Origin of the sequence: Curtobacterium sp. MMLR14_002 (assembly GCF_001864975.1) — a bacterium.
In the GTDB taxonomy this organism is placed as follows: Bacteria; Actinomycetota; Actinomycetes; order Actinomycetales; family Microbacteriaceae; genus Curtobacterium; species Curtobacterium flaccumfaciens.
Window position 1 is genome coordinate 1 of the sequence record NZ_MJGT01000060.1, and the last position, 16,403, is coordinate 16,403.

Below are 16,403 nucleotides of genomic sequence, written 5' to 3' on the forward strand. Positions count from 1 at the left end.
GTCCGGGGCGACTTCGGTTGTGCGGAACGGAACGAGCGCCGGCGCTCAGACGCCGAAGTGCTCCCGCACGATCGGCGCGATGCCCCGGAACGCCTTGCTGCGGTGCGACAGGGCGTTCTTCTCGTCGCGGGTGAGCTCCGCCGACGAGCGGTCGGCGTCGTCCGGCCGGAACACCGGGTCGTAGCCGTGGCCGCCGTCACCGACGGGCTCGGTCAGCACCTCGCCGTTCCAGACCGCCTCGACGACGTGCTCCTGACCGTCGGGCGTCACGAAGGCCGCTGCGCACACGAACGCGGCGGTCCGCTCGACGACACCCTGCAGGTTCGTGAGCAGCAGCGCGATGTTGTCGGCCTCCGAGCGGGTACCGGCGTAGCGGGCCGAGTGGATGCCCGGTGCACCACCGAGGGCGTCGACCGCGATCCCGGAGTCGTCGGCGAGCGCCGGCAACCCGGTGTGCGCGACGGCGGCACGCGCCTTGATCAGGGCGTTCGCGGCGTAGCTGTCGCCGTCCTCGACCGGCTCGGGGCCGTCGTAGCCGACGAGTTCGACTCCCTCGCCCAGCGCCGACCCGAGGATCTCGCGCAGCTCGACGACCTTGCCCTGGTTGTGGGTGGCCAGCACCACCTCGCGGGACGTCACGCCAGACCCAGGACCGAACGCTGGATCGCCGCGAGCGACTGGTTGCCGGCCAGGCCGAGGTCGAGCAGGACGTTCAGCTCGTCACGGTCGAACGGCGCGTGCTCGGCGGTGCCCTGCACCTCGATGAACTTTCCCGACCCCGTCGTGACGATGTTCATGTCGGTGTCGGCGGCGGAGTCCTCGGTGTAGGCCAGGTCGAGCATCGGCTCCCCCTTGACGATGCCGACCGAGATCGCCTGCACGCTGTCGGTGAGCGGGGTGGCCTTCTTCGCGATGAAGCCCTTGGCGCGGCCCCACTCGATCGCGTCGGCCATCGCCACGTACGCGCCCGTGATCGACGCCGTGCGGGTGCCGCCGTCGGCCTGCAGCACGTCGCAGTCGATGACGAGGGTGTTCTCGCCCAGGGCCTTCGTGTCGACGACCGCGCGGAGCGAACGCCCGATCAGGCGGGAGATCTCGTGGGTGCGGCCGCCGACCCTGCCCTTGATGGACTCGCGCTGCATGCGCTCGTTGGTCGACCGCGGCAGCATCGAGTACTCGGCGGTGACCCACCCGGTGCCCTTGCCGGCGAGCCAGCGGGGCACGCCGTTCGTGAACGACGCGGTGCAGAGCACCTTCGTGTTGCCGAAGGAGATGAGCGCGCTGCCCTCGGCCTGCGTGCTCCACCCCCGCTCGATGGTGACGGGACGGTGGTCGGAGGCGGTGCGGCCGTCGACGCGGAGGTTGTCGGTCATGGGGTCCTTTCGGTGCGGGGCAGCGTGATGGCCCCCGTCTGGAGGTGGCCGACGCTCGAGACCTCGGGACCGAGGAAGCGCCGGGCGAGCCGGATGAAGCCGTTCTTGTCGTCCCCCGTCGCCTCGAACGAGTAGGTCGGGGCGGTGGTCGCGGTGCGCTCGAGCCCGTGCTCCACGAGCCGGCGGTAGACGTCGTTCGCAGTCTCCTCGGCGCTGGAGACGAGCGTGACCTCCGGACCCATGACGAACTGGATCGCGGCGGACATGAGCGGGTAGTGGGTGCAGCCGAGCACGAGGGTGTCGACGTCGGCGGCACGGATCGGGTCGAGGTAGCCGGCCGCGATCTCGCGCAGGGACGGCGACGAGGTGTCCCCGGCCTCGACGAACTCGACGAACCGGGGGCACGCGGCGGTGGTCAGCGTGACATCGGCGGCGACCGCGAAAGCGTCCTCGTAGGCGCGCGACGCGATGGTGCCGACGGTGCCGATGACCCCGATGCGGCCCGTTCGGGTCTGCTTGACGGCGGCGCGGGCCGCGGGCTGGATGACCTCGACGACGGGGATGCCGTACGCCTGCTCGTACCGTTCGCGGGCGTCGCGGAGCACGGCGGACGAGGCGGTGTTGCACGCGATCACCAGCGCCTTGACGCCCTGCTCGACCAGGTCGTCCATGACCTCGAGCGCGTACCGGCGGACGTCGGCGATGGGCTTCGGGCCGTAGGGCGAGTGCACGGTGTCGCCGACGTACCGGATGCTCTCGCGCGGGAGCTGGTCGATGATGGCGCGGGCCACGGTGAGGCCGCCGACCCCGCTGTCGAAGACTCCGATCGGTGCATCCGTCACGGCACCAGCGTACCGACGCCCGCCGACCAGCACCGACGCGACCACGCGCGCCACGCAGGCCGGGCGCACGGGGTGATCCGGGCCTCCCCACCGGTACGTCACTAGTGTCGGAGACGTGACCAGCGCGCTCCTCACCGACCAGTACGAGCTCACCATGGTGGACGCCGCCCTGAAGGACGGCACCGCCGACCGCCGATGCGTCTTCGAGGTGTTCGCCCGGCGGCTGCCGGACGGCCGCCGCTACGGCGTCGCGGCCGGGCTCGGACGCTTCCTCACCGCCCTCGGCGACTTCCGCTTCGGCGACGAGGAGATCGGGTTCCTGCGCGACCGCGGCGTCATCGACGCCGGCACCGCCGCGTGGCTCGCCGACTACCGGTTCAGCGGTGACGTCCGCGCGTACCGGGAGGGCGAGGTCTACTTCCCGAACTCCCCCATCCTGCAGATCGAGGGCACCTTCGCCGAGGCCGTCGTGCTCGAGACCCTCGCGCTGAGCATCTTCAACGCGGACTCCGCGATCGCCTCGGCCGCCGCTCGGATGGTGTCCGCCGCCGACGGCCGCCCGCTCGCCGAGATGGGCTCCCGCCGCACCGGCGAGTGGAACGCCGTCGCCGCCGCCCGTGCCGCGTACATCGCCGGCTTCGGTGCGACGAGCAACCTCGAGGCCGGGCGCACCTGGGGCATCCCCACGATGGGCACCGCCGCGCACGCCTTCACGCTGCTGCACGACTCCGAGGAGCAGGCGTTCCGGTCGCAGCTCGACGCGCTCGGCAGCGGCACGACCCTGCTCGTCGACACCTACGACATCGAGGCCGCGGTCGAGACGGCCGTCCGGCTCACCGACGGCAAGCTCGGCGGCGTCCGGATCGACAGCGGCGACCTGCCGTCCGTCGTCGCCGCTGTGCGTGCACAGCTCGACCGCCTCGGCGCGACGGGCACGAAGATCACGGTGACGAACGACCTCGACGAGTACACGATCGCCGCGCTCCGAGCCGCCCCGGTCGACTCGTACGGCGTCGGCACCTCGGTCGTCTCCGGCTCCGGGCACCCGGCCGCCGGCATGGTGTTCAAGCTCGTCGCGCACCGGGACGCGGACGGCGGCGACTGGGTCCCCGTCGCCAAGAAGTCGGCCGACAAGGCGTCGATCGGCGGCCGGAAGGAGGCGGGCCGACGACTCCGCAACGGCGTCGCCACTGCCGAGATCGTGCTCACCGGGGCGCAGGTCGGCCCCGACGAGCGGCCGCTGCTGGTCCCCGTGGTCACCGGCGGCGAGGTGGACCCGGCGTTCCTCGGCACGCAGGGCGTCGAGGCCGCACGCGCGCACCACAAGCGCGCGAAGGCGGAGCTGCCCGCCGATGCGTCGCGCATCGGGCGCGGCGACCCCGCCATCCCCACCCTGGTGATCTAGGGCACGCGCGCGCGTCGCGCGTCACGTCGCGTCGCGCGGCGCCGCTTCGTGAGCAGCAATGGTCGGGTCTGCGTGACGGACCCGACCATTGCTGCTCACGAAGCGACCGGATGACGGACGGGAGGCCCGTGGCGGCGTCGCCACGGGCCTCCCGTCCGTCTGTTGGTCGCGTCTACTCGGCCTTCATCTTCTCGTAGATGGCCTTGCAGTCCGGGCAGACCGGGAACTTCTCCGGGTCGCGACCCGGGATCCACTTCTTGCCGCACAGGGCCTTGACCGGCTTGCCGGACAGGGCCGACTGCAGGATCTTGTCCTTCTTCACGTAGTGCGAGAACCGCTCGTGGTCACCGGGTTCGATCGCTTCGTCTTCGAGGAGCTTCTCGAGCTCCCGGTCCATCACGTCGAGGCCGCCGCCTGGTTCCGTCATGCTCATGGGTCCAGGGTACGACGGTCCGCCCTCGGGCGCGCCGCTCGTCCGCGCTGGGCGATCGTCGCGCGGAGTCGCTCGGTGCCCGATGCGCTGCGCCGCTCGTTGCGCTGTGTCGCTCGTTGCGCTGTGTCGCTAGTTGCGCTGTGCCGCGGCGAGCAGGTCGGGGCCGCGGCGGTCGAACAGGCGTCCGCCGGCGGAGACACCGATCACGAGCACGACGGCACCGACCCCGATGCCCACCAGGAGCGTCAGCACCGACCAGGGCTCCGGACCCTGCACGACGGCGAGCACCGCGAGGCAGGCTGCGGGGACCGTGCAGAGCACGATGCCGATCACCATGGACGCCTGCGCGACCGTGGCGGTGACGCCGGCGGCCTGGGGCTGCTGGAAGGGGTGGTCGCCCGGGCGCACCGTCGGGTATGGCATGAGCACGGACAGGACGCTCGACAACCCGAGCCCGGACAACAGCGCGCTCGCACTCACGCCGATGAGCAGCGGGAACGCGGCCCAGTCTCCGAACAGCCGGGCGGACAGCGCGGCCCCGGCGACGATCGCGGGCGCCCCCACGACCAGCACGGGCACGACACGACCGAGCCGGTCGCTCCACCCGGGCGCACCCGAGGCGACGTGCAGCCACACGGCGGTGTTGTCGTACGAGACGTCGTTGTGCGGCAGGAACCCGGCGATCAGGGCCATCAGCGGCAGCGGCACGAGGGCGGTCCACTGCCACGGCACCCCGGCGACACCGAGCGGGATGACGACGATCGGCACGAGCAGGATGATCAGGTACGACGTGCGGTACCGCGGGTCGCGGACCCAGTAGGTGAGCGCCCGGGCGGCGACGGCCGACACCGGAGCCGAACCGAACCGGTCGAACCAGCCCAGGCCCTGGTAGCGGCGGGTGTGGGCACGGTCGTCGACGGTCTCGAGCGCACGGCCGACGAGTGCCCACCACGCCCAGGCGAGGAGCGCGACGACGACGACCGCGACGAGGAGCTTCAGGACACCGGCACCGACGTGGCCGCTCGCGACCTCGGCGGGCACGGCCCACGCGGCACCCCACGGGGTCCACCCGGCGACGTCCGCGACGCGCTGCATCTCGGCGCCCTGCGGGTCGAGCCAGTCGACGCGCAGCAGCAGCGCCACCGTCGGGATCGAGAGCGCGATGATGACGAGCGCCACCAGCCACCCGGCGTCGCGGGAGCGGTCCGGCCCGATCAACCGGGAGCCGACGGTGCAGCAGACCCGGATCAGGAGCGCGCACGTGGCGACGCCGAGCAGCCCGCCGAGCACCGCGAGCAGCCCGAGACCGGGGTCGCGGGCCCAGGCGACGACCTGGCCGACCGCGACGACGACCACGCCGATCACCGGGATGCCGACGAGGCCGGCGACGACGAGTCCGATCGCCAGGCGACGGCGCTCGATACCGAAGACCGCGAAGCGCCGGGGGTGGAGCTGGTCGCTCCGGCCGACGACGAGCGGCACGACCGTGAAGCCGAAAGTGATCAGGGTGCCGACGGGCACGATGACGGCACGCGCGACGTCCGGGTCGGCGTCACCGAGGGCGATGGTCTGCGACGCGACGAACACGGCGGCGAGGAGTCCGACGAGGCTCCCGAGCACGACGGCGACGGACCGGCGGGCGGTGCCGCGGACCTCGCCCGCGAGCAGGTCCGCCCTCAGCCGGAGAAGCTGTGCAACCATTCCATGCTCTCCGCGACGACACGACCGCCGGCGAGTTCGACGAACTTGTCCTCGAGGCTCTTGCGCCCGCGGACCTGGGCCATGGTGCCGGACGCCAGGACCTTGCCGCCGACGATGATGGCGACCGAGTCACAGGTGCGCTGCACGAGCTCCATCGAGTGGCTGGACAGCACGACCGTGCCGCCACCCCGGGTGTACCGGCGCAGGATGTCCGTGATCGTCGCCGCGCTCACCGGGTCGACCGACTCGAACGGCTCGTCGAGCACGAGCACCCGCGGCGAGTGGATCAGGGTCGCGGCCAGGGCGATCTTCTTCGCCATGCCGACGGAGTAGTCGGCGACCTGGCGGCCCAGCGCCTCGCCCAGCCCGAAGGCCTCCGCGAGGTCGGCACTGCGCTTCCGGGCGGTGGCCCCGTCGAGCCCGCGGAGCGTGGCCGAGTAGTAGAGGAGCTGCGCGCCGGTCAGCCGGTCGAACAGGCGGAGCCGGTCCGGCAGCACACCGAGACTGCGCTTCGCCGCCGTCGGGTCGGCCCAGACGTCGTGGTCGAGCACCGTCACCGAGCCGGCGTCGGGGCGCAGCAGCCCGGTGATCATGGAGAGGGTCGTCGTCTTGCCGGCGCCGTTCGGGCCGACCACGCCGAAGATGGAGCCCTGCCGGATCTCGAGGTCGACCTCGTCGACGGCCAGGGTCTGCCCGTACCGCTTGACCAGGCCGCTCGCTGCGAGCACGACGGGCTGGAGCGTCTGCGGCTGCTTCGGGGCGGCGGTGCGGGGCGCACGCTTCTTCGCCGCGGGCGCGGCGGTGCTCGCCGGGTCAGCGACGTCCGTCGCGTCGTCCGCGTCGGTCGGGACGGGAGGCGCGGCGTCGGTCCGCGGGGCGGCCTTCGTCGGGCGCTTGGTGCGTCCCTTGCCGTTGCGCGCCTTCGCGGGGCGGGGCGCTGCGGCCGTCGCGTCGTCGGTGCGGTTGTCCGTCGTCGCGTCGGTGCCGGTCGTCGCGTCGTCCGACTGGGTCGCCGTCGTCGCGTCGGTGCGGACGGCCGTCCCGTCGGTCATCGCGTCATCAGTGGCGGCGTCGTCCGCATCAGTGTCCCCCGTGTCGTCGTCGGCTGCGTCGTCCTCAGCAGCCGCGGCGGTGTCCGCGTCGTCGGCGTCCCCCGCCTCGGTCATCCAGGCAGCGTCGGCCGTGGCGTACACGTCCTCGTTCTCTGCTCGCGCTGGCATCGACCCACCGTACCAACGCTCTCCGACCGTCGGGAACCGTCGCGGCCAGGGTCACGAATTGAGTACGAAGCACGCAGACCCGTACCCCGCGAGGGGGTGTTTCCGTATCATTCACCAGGGCACGAAGGAGTGTTCACCACTTGGAAACCTGCTCCAGCAGGCGATCCCGGCAGCCTCCTCGCTGCGACGACCACGTCGACGCGACCGGTTCTCGGGCAACTCGGACGTTGGAAGCGCAGACTCGACGAGGCCCGCCCGTACCCCAGGGTGCGCGGGCGGACACCAGAAGGGACCAGCATGACCACGCAGATCGTGATCCTCGCAGCGGGGATGGGCAGCCGTCTCGGCCGCAGCCTGCCGAAGCCGCTCACGGAGCTCAGTGACGGCCGCACCATCATGCAGCAGCAGTTCGACAACATCCGCGCCGCGTTCGGTTCGAGCGCCCGCGTGACGATCGTCGTCGGCTACAAGTCGGAGCACATCGTCGAGGCGTTCCCCGACGCGAACTTCGTCTACAACGAGTCCTACGACTCCACCAACACCTCGAAGAGCCTGCTGCGCGCCCTCAAGGCCACCGGCAAGAGCGGTGTCCTCTGGATGAACGGCGACGTGGTCTTCGACCCGATGGCGCTCGTCCGTGCGGCCGACATGATCGACGAGGGCCGTTCCTTCGTCAGCGTCAACACCGAAAAGGTCTCCGACGAAGAGGTCAAGTACACCGTCGACGCCGAGGGCTTCATCCACAAGCTCTCCAAGCAGGTCGTCGGGGGTCTCGGCGAAGCCGTCGGCATCAACTACGTCTCCGCCGCCGACAAGCAGGCCCTCATCCGCCAGCTCGGGCGCGTGGACGACCAGGAGTACTTCGAGGGCGGCATCGAGGCTGCCATCGCCGAGGACGGGCTACGCTGGACGCCGATCGACATCTCCGACCTGTACGCGGTCGAGATCGACTTCGCCGAGGACCTCGAGCGCGCGAACAACCTGTTCGCCTGAACCACCGTCAGGACCCCCTCGGCGGTTCCGCCCGAAGGGAAACCGTGACCACAGCGAGTGCGCCGACCGCGCCCGTGGCTCCCGCACCCGCGAAGGCCCGGAGCGCCGGTCGGCGCTATCGTCAGGCCCTGTGGTTGCTGACCGTCCGCGACCTCCGGGTCCGCTACTCGACGTCGGCGCTCGGCTACGTGTGGTCGATCCTCGACCCGCTCGTGATGTCGGGGATCTACTGGTTCGTCTTCACGCAGGTCTTCCACCGCGGCTCGGTCGGTGAAGATCCGTACATCGTGTTCCTGCTGTCCGCGCTGCTGCCGTGGATGTGGTTCACCGGCGGCGTCTCGGACTCCACCCGGGCGTTCATCAAGGAATCGAAGCTCATCCGCTCGACCACCATCCCCCGCACCATCTGGGTGGCACGGATCATCGCGTCGAAGGGCATCGAGTTCCTGCTGAGCCTGCCGGTCCTGGCGGCCTTCGCGATCGCGACGGGTGCCCACCTGCACTGGCAGGTCGTGTTCTTCCCGCTGGCGATCGTGCTGCAGTGCGCGCTGGTCTACGGCCTGGGCCTCATCGTCGCCCCGCTGGTGGTCTTCTTCCGTGACCTCGAGCGCGCGACCAAGCTCGTGCTGCGGTTCCTGTTCTACGCGTCCCCGATCATCTACGGCACGCACGCGCTGCCCTCCGCCCTGCGTGACATCGCCGCGATCAACCCGCTCACCGGCATCTTCGGCATGTACCGCGCGGCGTTCTTCCCCGGCCAGCTCGACTGGCTCGAGGTCGGCGCCTCGGTGGTCGTGACCGGCATCGTCCTGGTGATCGGCTTCGCGGTGTTCCGCCGCAGCGAGCACCGCGTGCTGAAGGAGCTGTGATGACCGCGACCGACCAGACCCGTCGCACCGAGACCGTCGCACCGGTCATCTCGGTGCGCGACGCCGGCATCTGCTTCAAGCGCAACCGTCGCGCGAGCCGGAACTTCAAGGACCTGTTCGCCGGACGCGGGCGCCGCAAGCGTGCCGATGAGTTCTGGGCGCTCCGCAACGTGTCGTTCGACGTCCGCCCGGGCGAGGCGATCGGCGTCGTGGGGCGGAACGGGCAGGGCAAGTCGACCCTGCTGAAGCTCGTGGCCCAGGTCATGCTGCCCGACGAGGGCCGCGTCGACGTGGGTGCCGGCGTCGCCCCGCTCATCGAGATCACCGGTGGCTTCGTCGGGGACCTCACGGTGCGCGACAACGTGTACCTGACGGCGGGTCTGCACGGCATGTCGCGGGCCGAGATCCGCGACGCCTTCGACGAGATCATCGACTTCGCCGAGATCGCCGACTTCGTGGACACCCCCTACAAGCACCTGTCGAGCGGCATGAAGGTCCGCATCGCGTTCGCGGTGATCTCGCGGCTCGACGAACCGGTCATCCTGGTCGACGAGGTGCTGGCGGTGGGCGACAAGGCCTTCCGCGAGAAGTGCTACAAGCGGATCGAGCAGCTCCTGGCCGGCGGCCGGACGCTGTTCTTCGTCTCCCACAGCGACAAGGACCTCCGTCGCTTCTGCGACCGGGGGCTCTACCTCGACAAGGGTCGTCTGCAGCTCGACGGCACCATCGAGGCCGCGCTGGCCCGGTACGCAGCCGACTACGGCTCCTGACCGGCCGGGGTACTCCCCCTGCACCAACACGGGTATCGCTGGCTCCCTCCACAGCCCCGGCCCTCGTGCGCGCCCCCGGGGTCCCGCCGTCGGACCCTCCCCCTAACGTTCCACCCATGCACCACCCACCAACCGCGTACGCCGTCCCGTTCGCCGTCGACCGATCGCACGCACCGCGTCGGTACGACCTCGTCAACACCGGCCCCGAGCCGGTCGACGGGCTCTCCCTCACCCATCTGGGCAACGGCTACTGCCCGCCGCTCGCGGTGCGCCGCCTCGACCCGGGCAGGTCGTTGTCGCTGGCGGTGTTCGGCGCCGACCCCGAGGACACGGGGGTCGTCATCGTGCGGTGGCGTCGGCCCGACCGGTCCGAGTACCTCTGGCGGATGTCACTCGTCGGGCCGGGGCTCCAGCCGTGACCCTGCGCCGACCTGCGCCACGGAACACCCGGGGTGACGACCGGCCGTCAGCGCCCGTCGCGTTCGGCCGCGACGGTCCGCCACCGCTCGAGCAGCCACTCCACGGCCTCGTGGAACCGCTCCGTGGCGGCACCCGGGGTCGTGTCGCCGAAGTACCGCGCGACCCAGTGCTGCAGGCGCGCGAGCTCCTCGGCGTCGCTCGCGGCCGCGTCGACACGGGCGAGCACCGACGGGGCGTCGGCCGCGGTCAGCCAGTTCGCGTCGCTCAGGTAGCCCCGCTCGTCGACGTCGGCCTCGGGCGAGACCGGTCGCGTGACGATGAGCGGCTTGCCGACCGCCAGCCGGTCGTAGATCATCGCGCTGATGTCCGTGATCGCCACGTCGGCGTCCGCCAGCTGCCAGCCGAGGTCACCGCCGTCGTCGTACAGGTGGTGCGCGGCGGGGTCGGCGGCGTTGGCCGCACTGATCGCCGCCACGATCCGCTCGTGCGCCGCGCGGTACGCCGGTTCGAGCACACCACTGCGCGGGTGCGGGCGGTAGACCAGACGGTGGCGGGGCGACGCCAGCACCTGCTCGGCGATGACCGTGCCGTGCGACGCGATCGACCCGTACGCTGCGGCACCGCGGTCGCCCTCCCACGTCGGGGCGTAGAGCACGACGGTCCGGTCGTCGTCCGGGTACGGGGCCGCTCCGGCGAAGTGGTCGGCCTGCGGGCGTCCGATCGCGATGGTCCGGGCGTCCAGGTCGTAGTCCCACAGCGCCTCGGCCAGACGATCGCGCGCTGCGTCCCCCGCGATCAGGGCGTAGTCGTACGCCTTGAACTGGTTCGTGGTCATGTACATCTTGTCGCTCTCGCCGTGGTTGACGAAGACGTGCCACATCCGCCCGTACCGCATCATCTGGAAGTTGCGGGCGTTCTGGTTGACGTACAGCACCACCTTCGGCGCCTGGGTGTCGACGAAGTGCTCGAGGTCGACCACCTGCCGGGCGTAGACCGCGGGCACGGGCGACTCGTCGAGCAGGGTCAGCATGGTGCCCGGGCTCCGCGAGACGATCGCCACCGGGTGCGTCTTCGCGAGTTCGGCCAGCGGCGCGTACCACTGGCGCACCTGGTACATGTTGACCGGACCGTCGGCGAAGTACACGGCGATCTCGACCGAACCGGGCGTCGGCTTCGGCGCGGACGGCAGTCGCTGTGCGAGCTGCCGCCGGCTCCGGCGCGACGTCAGGAGTCGCTCGACGAGCCGCAGTGCGGTCCGCAGGTCGCTGATGATCGACATGGTCCTTCTCCGGGTCTGCTCGGGCGGTACGGGGCGGGCGGGTCAGACGACCGGCGGCCGCCCTGCGATGGTCATCCGTGCGACTGTGAGCCAGCCCATCGGGCGGACCGGACCGCAGTCGGTCGTCCATCCTTCACGGATCCCACCGAACCAGGTGGCAAGTCGGCGGGGGTGACGCCACCAGCGCGCGATCTGGATCGCGGCCCACGACCCCACGTACAGCGGTCGCAGCACCGCCGGCAGGTTGCGTCGAGCGAGCCACACCCGGTTCCGGGCGTTCAACCGGTAGTACTCGGTGTGCCGCGCCGGGTCGATCGCGGGGTGGTGCGCGACGAGGTCCCCGGCGTACCAGGTCCGACGGCCGGCGTCCCAGACGCGCCAGGCGAGCTCGATGCCCTCGTGGGCGTAGAAGTACTCGGCACCCCAGCCGCCGACGGCCCGGTACACGTCCATCGGCAGCACGACGGCGCCTTCCCAGACCGAGAAGACCGGCGACGAGTGGTCCGGCTCGCCCTTCCGGATCCGCGGCACCCACCGGCGGGGGTTCGCGGCGCCGGTGGGGTCGACGACCCGCGGCTGTACGAGGCCGAGCGACGGATCGTGCTCGAACACCGCGATCGCGTCGCGCAGGAACGTCGGCGACGGCACCGAGGCATCGTCGTCGAGGAAGAACACGTAGTCGCCGTCGACGACCTCGGCCCCGGCGTTGCGCCCGGCCGGGATCCCGACGTTCTCGGGCAGGGCCAGCGCCCGAACGCCGTCCGGCAGCCCGATCGGCGCCCAGCCGTTGCCGACGCAGACGACGTCGAGCTCGACGTCCTGCTGCGCGAGCACGCTGTCCAGCCCGCGGCGCAGGTCGTCCGGCCGGGTGCCCTGCGACAGGCTCACGACGGCGACGCGCGGTCGTCCGCGGTGCACCACCGCGTGGCGGCGCAGCGTTCCGGGCACGGTCGTGTCCTCGGTCACGCCTTGACCCGCTTCGAGGCGATGATCGCCAGGAAGTGCCCGACCGTCGCGAGCACCGCGAGCGGCAACAGCGCACCGACCAGGATCCGGCTGGCGAGCGGGTCGCCGATCACCAGGGCGAGCAGGGCGAAGACGAACGCGAGCATGCTCAGCTCGACCGAGTGGTACAGGCGGTGGAACGGCAGGAACTTCGCCAGACGGCGGAGCGAGGCGAGCTTCCGACCCGACGGCGCGGTGGAGGCGTCCCGCCGGTCGACGAGCTTGTCGAGCCCGGCGTTCGCGCGGGCCACGTGCACCATGTCGTTGAGGGCCTTGTTCAGCACGATGACCAGGCCGAGTGCGCAGCCGATCGTGGTCCACATCCAGTCGGCGTCGTGGATCGGCCAGGTGGCTGCCCGGACGCCGAGCGCGACCGGGATCAGGCCCTCGGTCGTGTAGTGCCCCACCTTGTCGAGGAACACCCCGGCGGGTGACTTCGTGCCGCGCCACCGGGCGACCTCGCCGTCGGAGCAGTCGACGAGCATCTGCAGCTGGCCGAGCACGAGCGCCAGCGCGGCGCCCCAGATTCCGGGGATGAGCAGGGCGGCGGCGACGCTCCAGCCCACCAGGATCATCAGGCCGGTGACCTGGTTCGCGCTGACACGGGTCTTCAGGAGCACCCAGGTCAGGTACGGCGAGACGTCACGCAGGTACAGCGAGGCCGTCCAGTGCTCGGCGTTGGCGCGGGCACGGACCTCGTCCGGCTGGGCGACGGCCCGGAGCTCGGCGATCGAGGTCGGCCGTGCGGATCCGCGGCCGGTCGTGGGCTGGTCGGTCATTCGGTCACCGTCCCGTGTGGGTGGTCAGCTCGGACGTGCGGGTCAGGAACCCGATGATGAACCCGAGCCCCCAGCCCACGTGGATGCAGGGCAGCACGACGAGCAGCCAGAGGAGCGTCGGCAGCCCGGAGCGGCGCGCCACGGCGATCGACCCCAGGACGACGAAGAGCAGGTAGACGACGGGCACCACGAACCCGAGCAGCGCCCAGGCGAGCGGGGTGCCGAGCACGGCGCCGACGATGCCGACGAGCCCGGCGACGATGCCCAGCGCCATCGCCGCCACCATGGCCGGCGGCACGAAGTAGCGCAGGCCGTTGTTCGCCGGGAACCGACGGGCGAGCTCGCCGCGCCAGAGCCCGGTGGCGACGAACTGGCGCACCAGGCGCTTCAGGCTCGGCCGCGGGCGGTACGTGACGACGAGTTCCGGCGTGAACCAGACGGTCCCACCGGTCTGGCGCAGCCGCCGGTTGAGTTCCCAGTCCTGTCCGCGCTTGATGCCCTCGTCGAAGAGTCCGACGTCGAACAGCCGCTCGCGTCGGAACACACCGAGGTAGGCGGTCTCGGCCGGGCCCGCGGTGCCGCCGACGTGGTGCGGCGTGCCACCGAGCCCGACACGGCTGCCGTACGCCAGGGCGACGGCCCGCTCGAAGGGGGTCCGGCCCTCTGCGCGCATGATGCCGCCGACGTTGTCCGCTCCGGACTCGAGGAGCGTGTGCACCGCGATCCGCGTGTAGTCGGTCGGCAGGACCGAGTGCGCGTCGACCCGGATGACGACGGGGTGCACGGACGCACGGATCGCGACGTTCAGCCCGGCGGGCGTCGACCCGACGGGGTTGTCGATCGCGCGGATCCGGGGGTCGGCAGCGCTCATCTCGGCGACGAGCTCGTTCGTGCCGTCGATCGACGGCCCGAGCGCGAGGATGACCTCGAACGGGCCCGTGTAGTCCTGGTCGAGCAGGCTGCCGACGGCGGCCCGGACCTCGGTGACCTCGTTGAGCACGGGCATCACGTACGAGACGCCCGGCAGGGGCTGTCCGTCTGACTGCATGCGTACCTCGGGGTGCTGGCTGGCGGCACGGGACGCACCGGGGCGGTGCCGCCCCGCAGAGCGACCATGAGCCTATCAAGAGGCCGAACCGCCCACCTGCGCCGGCGCGGGACGCGCCCCGTGACGGACTGGAGGCCCGGCGCACGTCGTGCCCCGGGCCTCCAGTCCGTCGTGTGGTGGCGTCAGCCCTTGCTGTCGAACGTCCCCAGCTTCACGTCGGCCTGGCGGGTCTGGCCATCGCGGACGAAGCTGATCGTCGTCGAGGCGCCACCCGCGAAGAATCGCACCTGCGCGGTCAGGTCGGTGGCGTCGGAGACCGACGCCGAACCGATCTTCGTGACGACGTCGCCCTTCTGCAGACCGGCCTTCGCCGCGGCACCGCCGTTGGACACCGACTTGATGAGGGCGCCGACCTGGGTGGCGCTGGCGTCCTCGGTGGCGTCGCCGACCGTCGCGCCGAGGAGACCGTGGGTCGCCGAGCCGTTGTCCTTGATCTCGTTCGCGACCCGCTTGACCAGGTTGGCCGGGATCGAGAAGCCGACGCCGATGCTGCCGGCGGCCGACTCCGACGACGACGAGCTGCCGGCCGAGGCGATCGCCACGTTGATGCCGATCAGTCGGCCCTTCGAGTCGAGCAGCGCACCGCCGGAGTTGCCCGGGTTGATCGATGCGTCGGTCTGGATGACCGGGAGCGAGACGGTGGTGTTCGCGGACGAGCTGCTGCCGTTGTCCCCGTTGCCCCAGAAGTCGAAGGGACCCGAGCCGCCGTTGCCACCCTCGTTCGAGTCGCCGCCCTCGCTGGGGGCGCTCGAGGTGACTTGGATGCTGCGGTTCAGCGTCGAGACGATGCCGTCGGTGACGGTGTTCGACAGGCCCAGGGGCGCGCCGATCGCGACCGCGGTGTCGCCCACGTTGAGCTTGGACGAGTCCGCGAACTCCATCGGCTTGAGGTCGGTCGCGTCGATCTTGATGACCGCGAGGTCGACCGTCGGGTCGGTACCGATGAGCTTGCCCGCGTAGATCTTGCCGTTCGAGGTCGTGACGGTGATCCGGCCGTTCGAGCTGTCGCCGTCGAGGGTGACCACGTGGGTGTTCGTGACGATGTAGCCGTCCTTGCTCATCACCACGCCGGAACCGGTGCCGGCCTCGTTGCTCGCGGACACGTTGATCGTGACGACGGACGGGGTCGCCTGTGCCGCGACGGCCGTGACCACGGTGGCGGAGTCGTAGTCGTTGACGGTCAGGTTGCCGCCCTGCGACGAACCGGAGGACACCACGCTGCCACCGTCGTTGCCCGAGGAGACGGCCCAACCGGCACCGCCGCCGACCAGACCACCGGCGATGGCCGCGGCGATGACCGGCAGGAGCAGCCGGTTGCGGCCCGATCGCTCCTTGGTCGTCGTGGTCGCCGCGGCGCCCGAGGCGTCGTCGCTGAAGTAGTGACCGTTGCGCTGGTTCGCGCCGTCGACGTCGCCGAAGCCGCTCGTGGCCGACTGCGGAGCCTGCGCGGACGCGTTCGCGTACTCGGAGGACGAGCTCGGAGCGGTCGAGGACGTGGGCTGGGCGTACTCGCCGTAGCGGGGGCGTTCGCCGCCCGCCTGGCCGTACTGGGACTGCTGGCCGTAGGGGTTCTGGGGCTGCTGGCCGTACTGGCTCTGCTGCCCGTAGGGGTTCTGGGGCTGCTGGCCGTACTGGCTCTGCTGGCCGTACGGGTTCTGGGGCTGCGGCGTCTGCTGGCCGTACTGCGACTGCTGGCCGTACGGGTTCTGGCTCTGCAGGGGCTGCTGGCCGTACGGGTTCTGGCTCTGCGGCGACTGCCGGCCGTACGGCGACGTCTGCTGGCCGTAGCCGCCCTGCTGCGCACCCGAGGAGTCGCCGGAGACGGCGGGGTACGGCGCGGTGTAGCGGTCGGTCGGCTGGTCCGTCGACGACGGGATCACATCCGTGTGGTCCGCGGTCGTCTCGTCGTTCTGGTTCTGGTTCTGGTCCTGGTTCGGGCGAGGGGTCTCGTCCGGCTGGTCGGAGTCGTTCGGCATCGACGTGTTCCCTCTCGTGGCCGCTGCTGCGGCGTCCTCACTGGCGGCAGGCGGAGCCGCATCGTCCGGACGGCGGTCGTCGCCCTGCCCGCTGGGCGTGGTGTCGGTCATGCTGGACGTGCTCCTTTCAAGCTCGTGCAGTCTGTCGCAAGCACCTGAGCGGTCCTTCTGGCGAGGCTGCGAGCCACCCCTGGCGATCTTATGCGTGCGCTGTACACGGTGGCCCGGTC

Annotated in this window: 16 protein-coding genes; 5 read left to right on the forward strand and 11 right to left on the reverse strand. The window is 71.3% G+C overall.

Annotated elements, in window-relative coordinates:
• Positions 1 to 45 precede the first annotated feature (45 nt).
• Genes rdgB through murI form a run of 3 tightly spaced genes read right to left on the reverse strand, consistent with a single transcriptional unit; the run spans position 46 to position 2,215 of the window.
• Positions 46 to 639 (reverse strand): RdgB/HAM1 family non-canonical purine NTP pyrophosphatase, encoded by a 594-nt coding sequence (rdgB, locus tag BIU91_RS10720; RefSeq protein WP_071405441.1) that lies wholly within the window; start codon positions 637 to 639, stop codon positions 46 to 48.
• The gene (gene rph / locus BIU91_RS10725; RefSeq protein WP_071405442.1) at positions 636 to 1,373 is read right to left on the reverse strand and encodes a ribonuclease PH; all 738 of its coding nucleotides are present in this window, start codon (positions 1,371 to 1,373) and stop codon (positions 636 to 638) included. Before rph ends, rdgB begins: the two co-directional genes overlap by 4 nt.
• Positions 1,370 to 2,215, reverse strand: coding sequence for a glutamate racemase (murI, locus tag BIU91_RS10730; RefSeq protein ID WP_027464600.1), 846 nt, complete (start codon positions 2,213 to 2,215; stop codon positions 1,370 to 1,372). The genes rph and murI overlap by 4 nt, the downstream gene beginning before the upstream one ends.
• A 115-nt stretch (positions 2,216 to 2,330) precedes the next feature.
• On the opposite strand from murI, the gene BIU91_RS10735 reads away from it, so the two are divergent.
• Entirely contained in the window at positions 2,331 to 3,620 is a 1,290-nt protein-coding gene (locus tag BIU91_RS10735) for a nicotinate phosphoribosyltransferase (protein ID WP_084741090.1), read from the forward strand.
• 172 nt (positions 3,621 to 3,792) lie between these two features.
• Here BIU91_RS10735 and BIU91_RS10740 read toward each other — a convergent pair whose 3' ends face one another.
• The 3 genes from BIU91_RS10740 to BIU91_RS10750 form a co-directional block, all read right to left on the reverse strand.
• On the reverse strand, positions 3,793 to 4,053 hold the full coding sequence (locus BIU91_RS10740) for a DUF3039 domain-containing protein (RefSeq protein WP_099051947.1): 261 nt from the start codon (positions 4,051 to 4,053) through the stop codon (positions 3,793 to 3,795).
• Between the two features lie 129 nt (positions 4,054 to 4,182).
• Complete coding sequence (locus BIU91_RS10745; protein WP_071405443.1) at positions 4,183 to 5,754, reverse strand: hypothetical protein; 1,572 nt, start codon at positions 5,752 to 5,754, stop codon at positions 4,183 to 4,185.
• Positions 5,730 to 6,974, reverse strand: coding sequence for an ABC transporter ATP-binding protein (locus BIU91_RS10750; RefSeq protein ID WP_253183735.1), 1,245 nt, complete (start codon positions 6,972 to 6,974; stop codon positions 5,730 to 5,732). The genes BIU91_RS10745 and BIU91_RS10750 overlap by 25 nt, the downstream gene beginning before the upstream one ends.
• A gap of 297 nt (positions 6,975 to 7,271) precedes the next feature.
• Here BIU91_RS10750 and BIU91_RS10755 point away from each other — a divergent pair, with 297 nt between their 5' ends.
• The 4 genes from BIU91_RS10755 to BIU91_RS10770 all read left to right on the forward strand — a co-directional run bounded on the left by BIU91_RS10755 (position 7,272) and on the right by BIU91_RS10770 (position 10,025).
• Positions 7,272 to 7,967: a phosphocholine cytidylyltransferase family protein gene (locus BIU91_RS10755; RefSeq protein WP_071405444.1), complete on the forward strand. Its 696-nt coding sequence runs from the start codon at positions 7,272 to 7,274 to the stop codon at positions 7,965 to 7,967.
• Between the two features lie 44 nt (positions 7,968 to 8,011).
• Positions 8,012 to 8,836 (forward strand): ABC transporter permease, encoded by an 825-nt coding sequence (locus BIU91_RS10760; protein WP_084741093.1) that lies wholly within the window; start codon positions 8,012 to 8,014, stop codon positions 8,834 to 8,836.
• Positions 8,836 to 9,606, forward strand: a complete 771-nt coding sequence (locus tag BIU91_RS10765; RefSeq protein WP_071405446.1) for an ABC transporter ATP-binding protein — start codon at positions 8,836 to 8,838, stop codon at positions 9,604 to 9,606. Before BIU91_RS10760 ends, BIU91_RS10765 begins: the two co-directional genes overlap by 1 nt.
• Positions 9,607 to 9,722: 116 nt before the next feature.
• Positions 9,723 to 10,025, forward strand: a complete 303-nt coding sequence (locus BIU91_RS10770) for a hypothetical protein (protein WP_071405447.1) — start codon at positions 9,723 to 9,725, stop codon at positions 10,023 to 10,025.
• Between the two features lie 47 nt (positions 10,026 to 10,072).
• Here BIU91_RS10770 and BIU91_RS10775 read toward each other — a convergent pair whose 3' ends face one another.
• From BIU91_RS10775 to BIU91_RS10795, 5 genes are all read right to left on the reverse strand, one after another.
• Positions 10,073 to 11,305, reverse strand: a complete 1,233-nt coding sequence (locus tag BIU91_RS10775) for a CDP-glycerol glycerophosphotransferase family protein (RefSeq protein ID WP_071405448.1) — start codon at positions 11,303 to 11,305, stop codon at positions 10,073 to 10,075.
• A 42-nt stretch (positions 11,306 to 11,347) separates the two neighbouring features.
• Complete coding sequence (locus tag BIU91_RS10780) at positions 11,348 to 12,223, reverse strand: glycosyltransferase (protein WP_071405467.1); 876 nt, start codon at positions 12,221 to 12,223, stop codon at positions 11,348 to 11,350.
• Positions 12,224 to 12,267: 44 nt separating this feature from the next.
• Positions 12,268 to 13,089, reverse strand: a complete 822-nt coding sequence (locus BIU91_RS10785) for a CDP-alcohol phosphatidyltransferase family protein (protein WP_071405449.1) — start codon at positions 13,087 to 13,089, stop codon at positions 12,268 to 12,270.
• A 4-nt stretch (positions 13,090 to 13,093) separates the two neighbouring features.
• Positions 13,094 to 14,137, reverse strand: a complete 1,044-nt coding sequence (locus BIU91_RS10790; RefSeq protein WP_071405450.1) for a glycosyltransferase family 2 protein — start codon at positions 14,135 to 14,137, stop codon at positions 13,094 to 13,096.
• A gap of 182 nt (positions 14,138 to 14,319) precedes the next feature.
• A complete protein-coding gene (locus BIU91_RS10795; RefSeq protein ID WP_253183736.1) occupies positions 14,320 to 16,284 on the reverse strand; it encodes a trypsin-like peptidase domain-containing protein in 1,965 nt (654 codons plus the stop codon).
• Positions 16,285 to 16,403 lie beyond the last annotated feature (119 nt).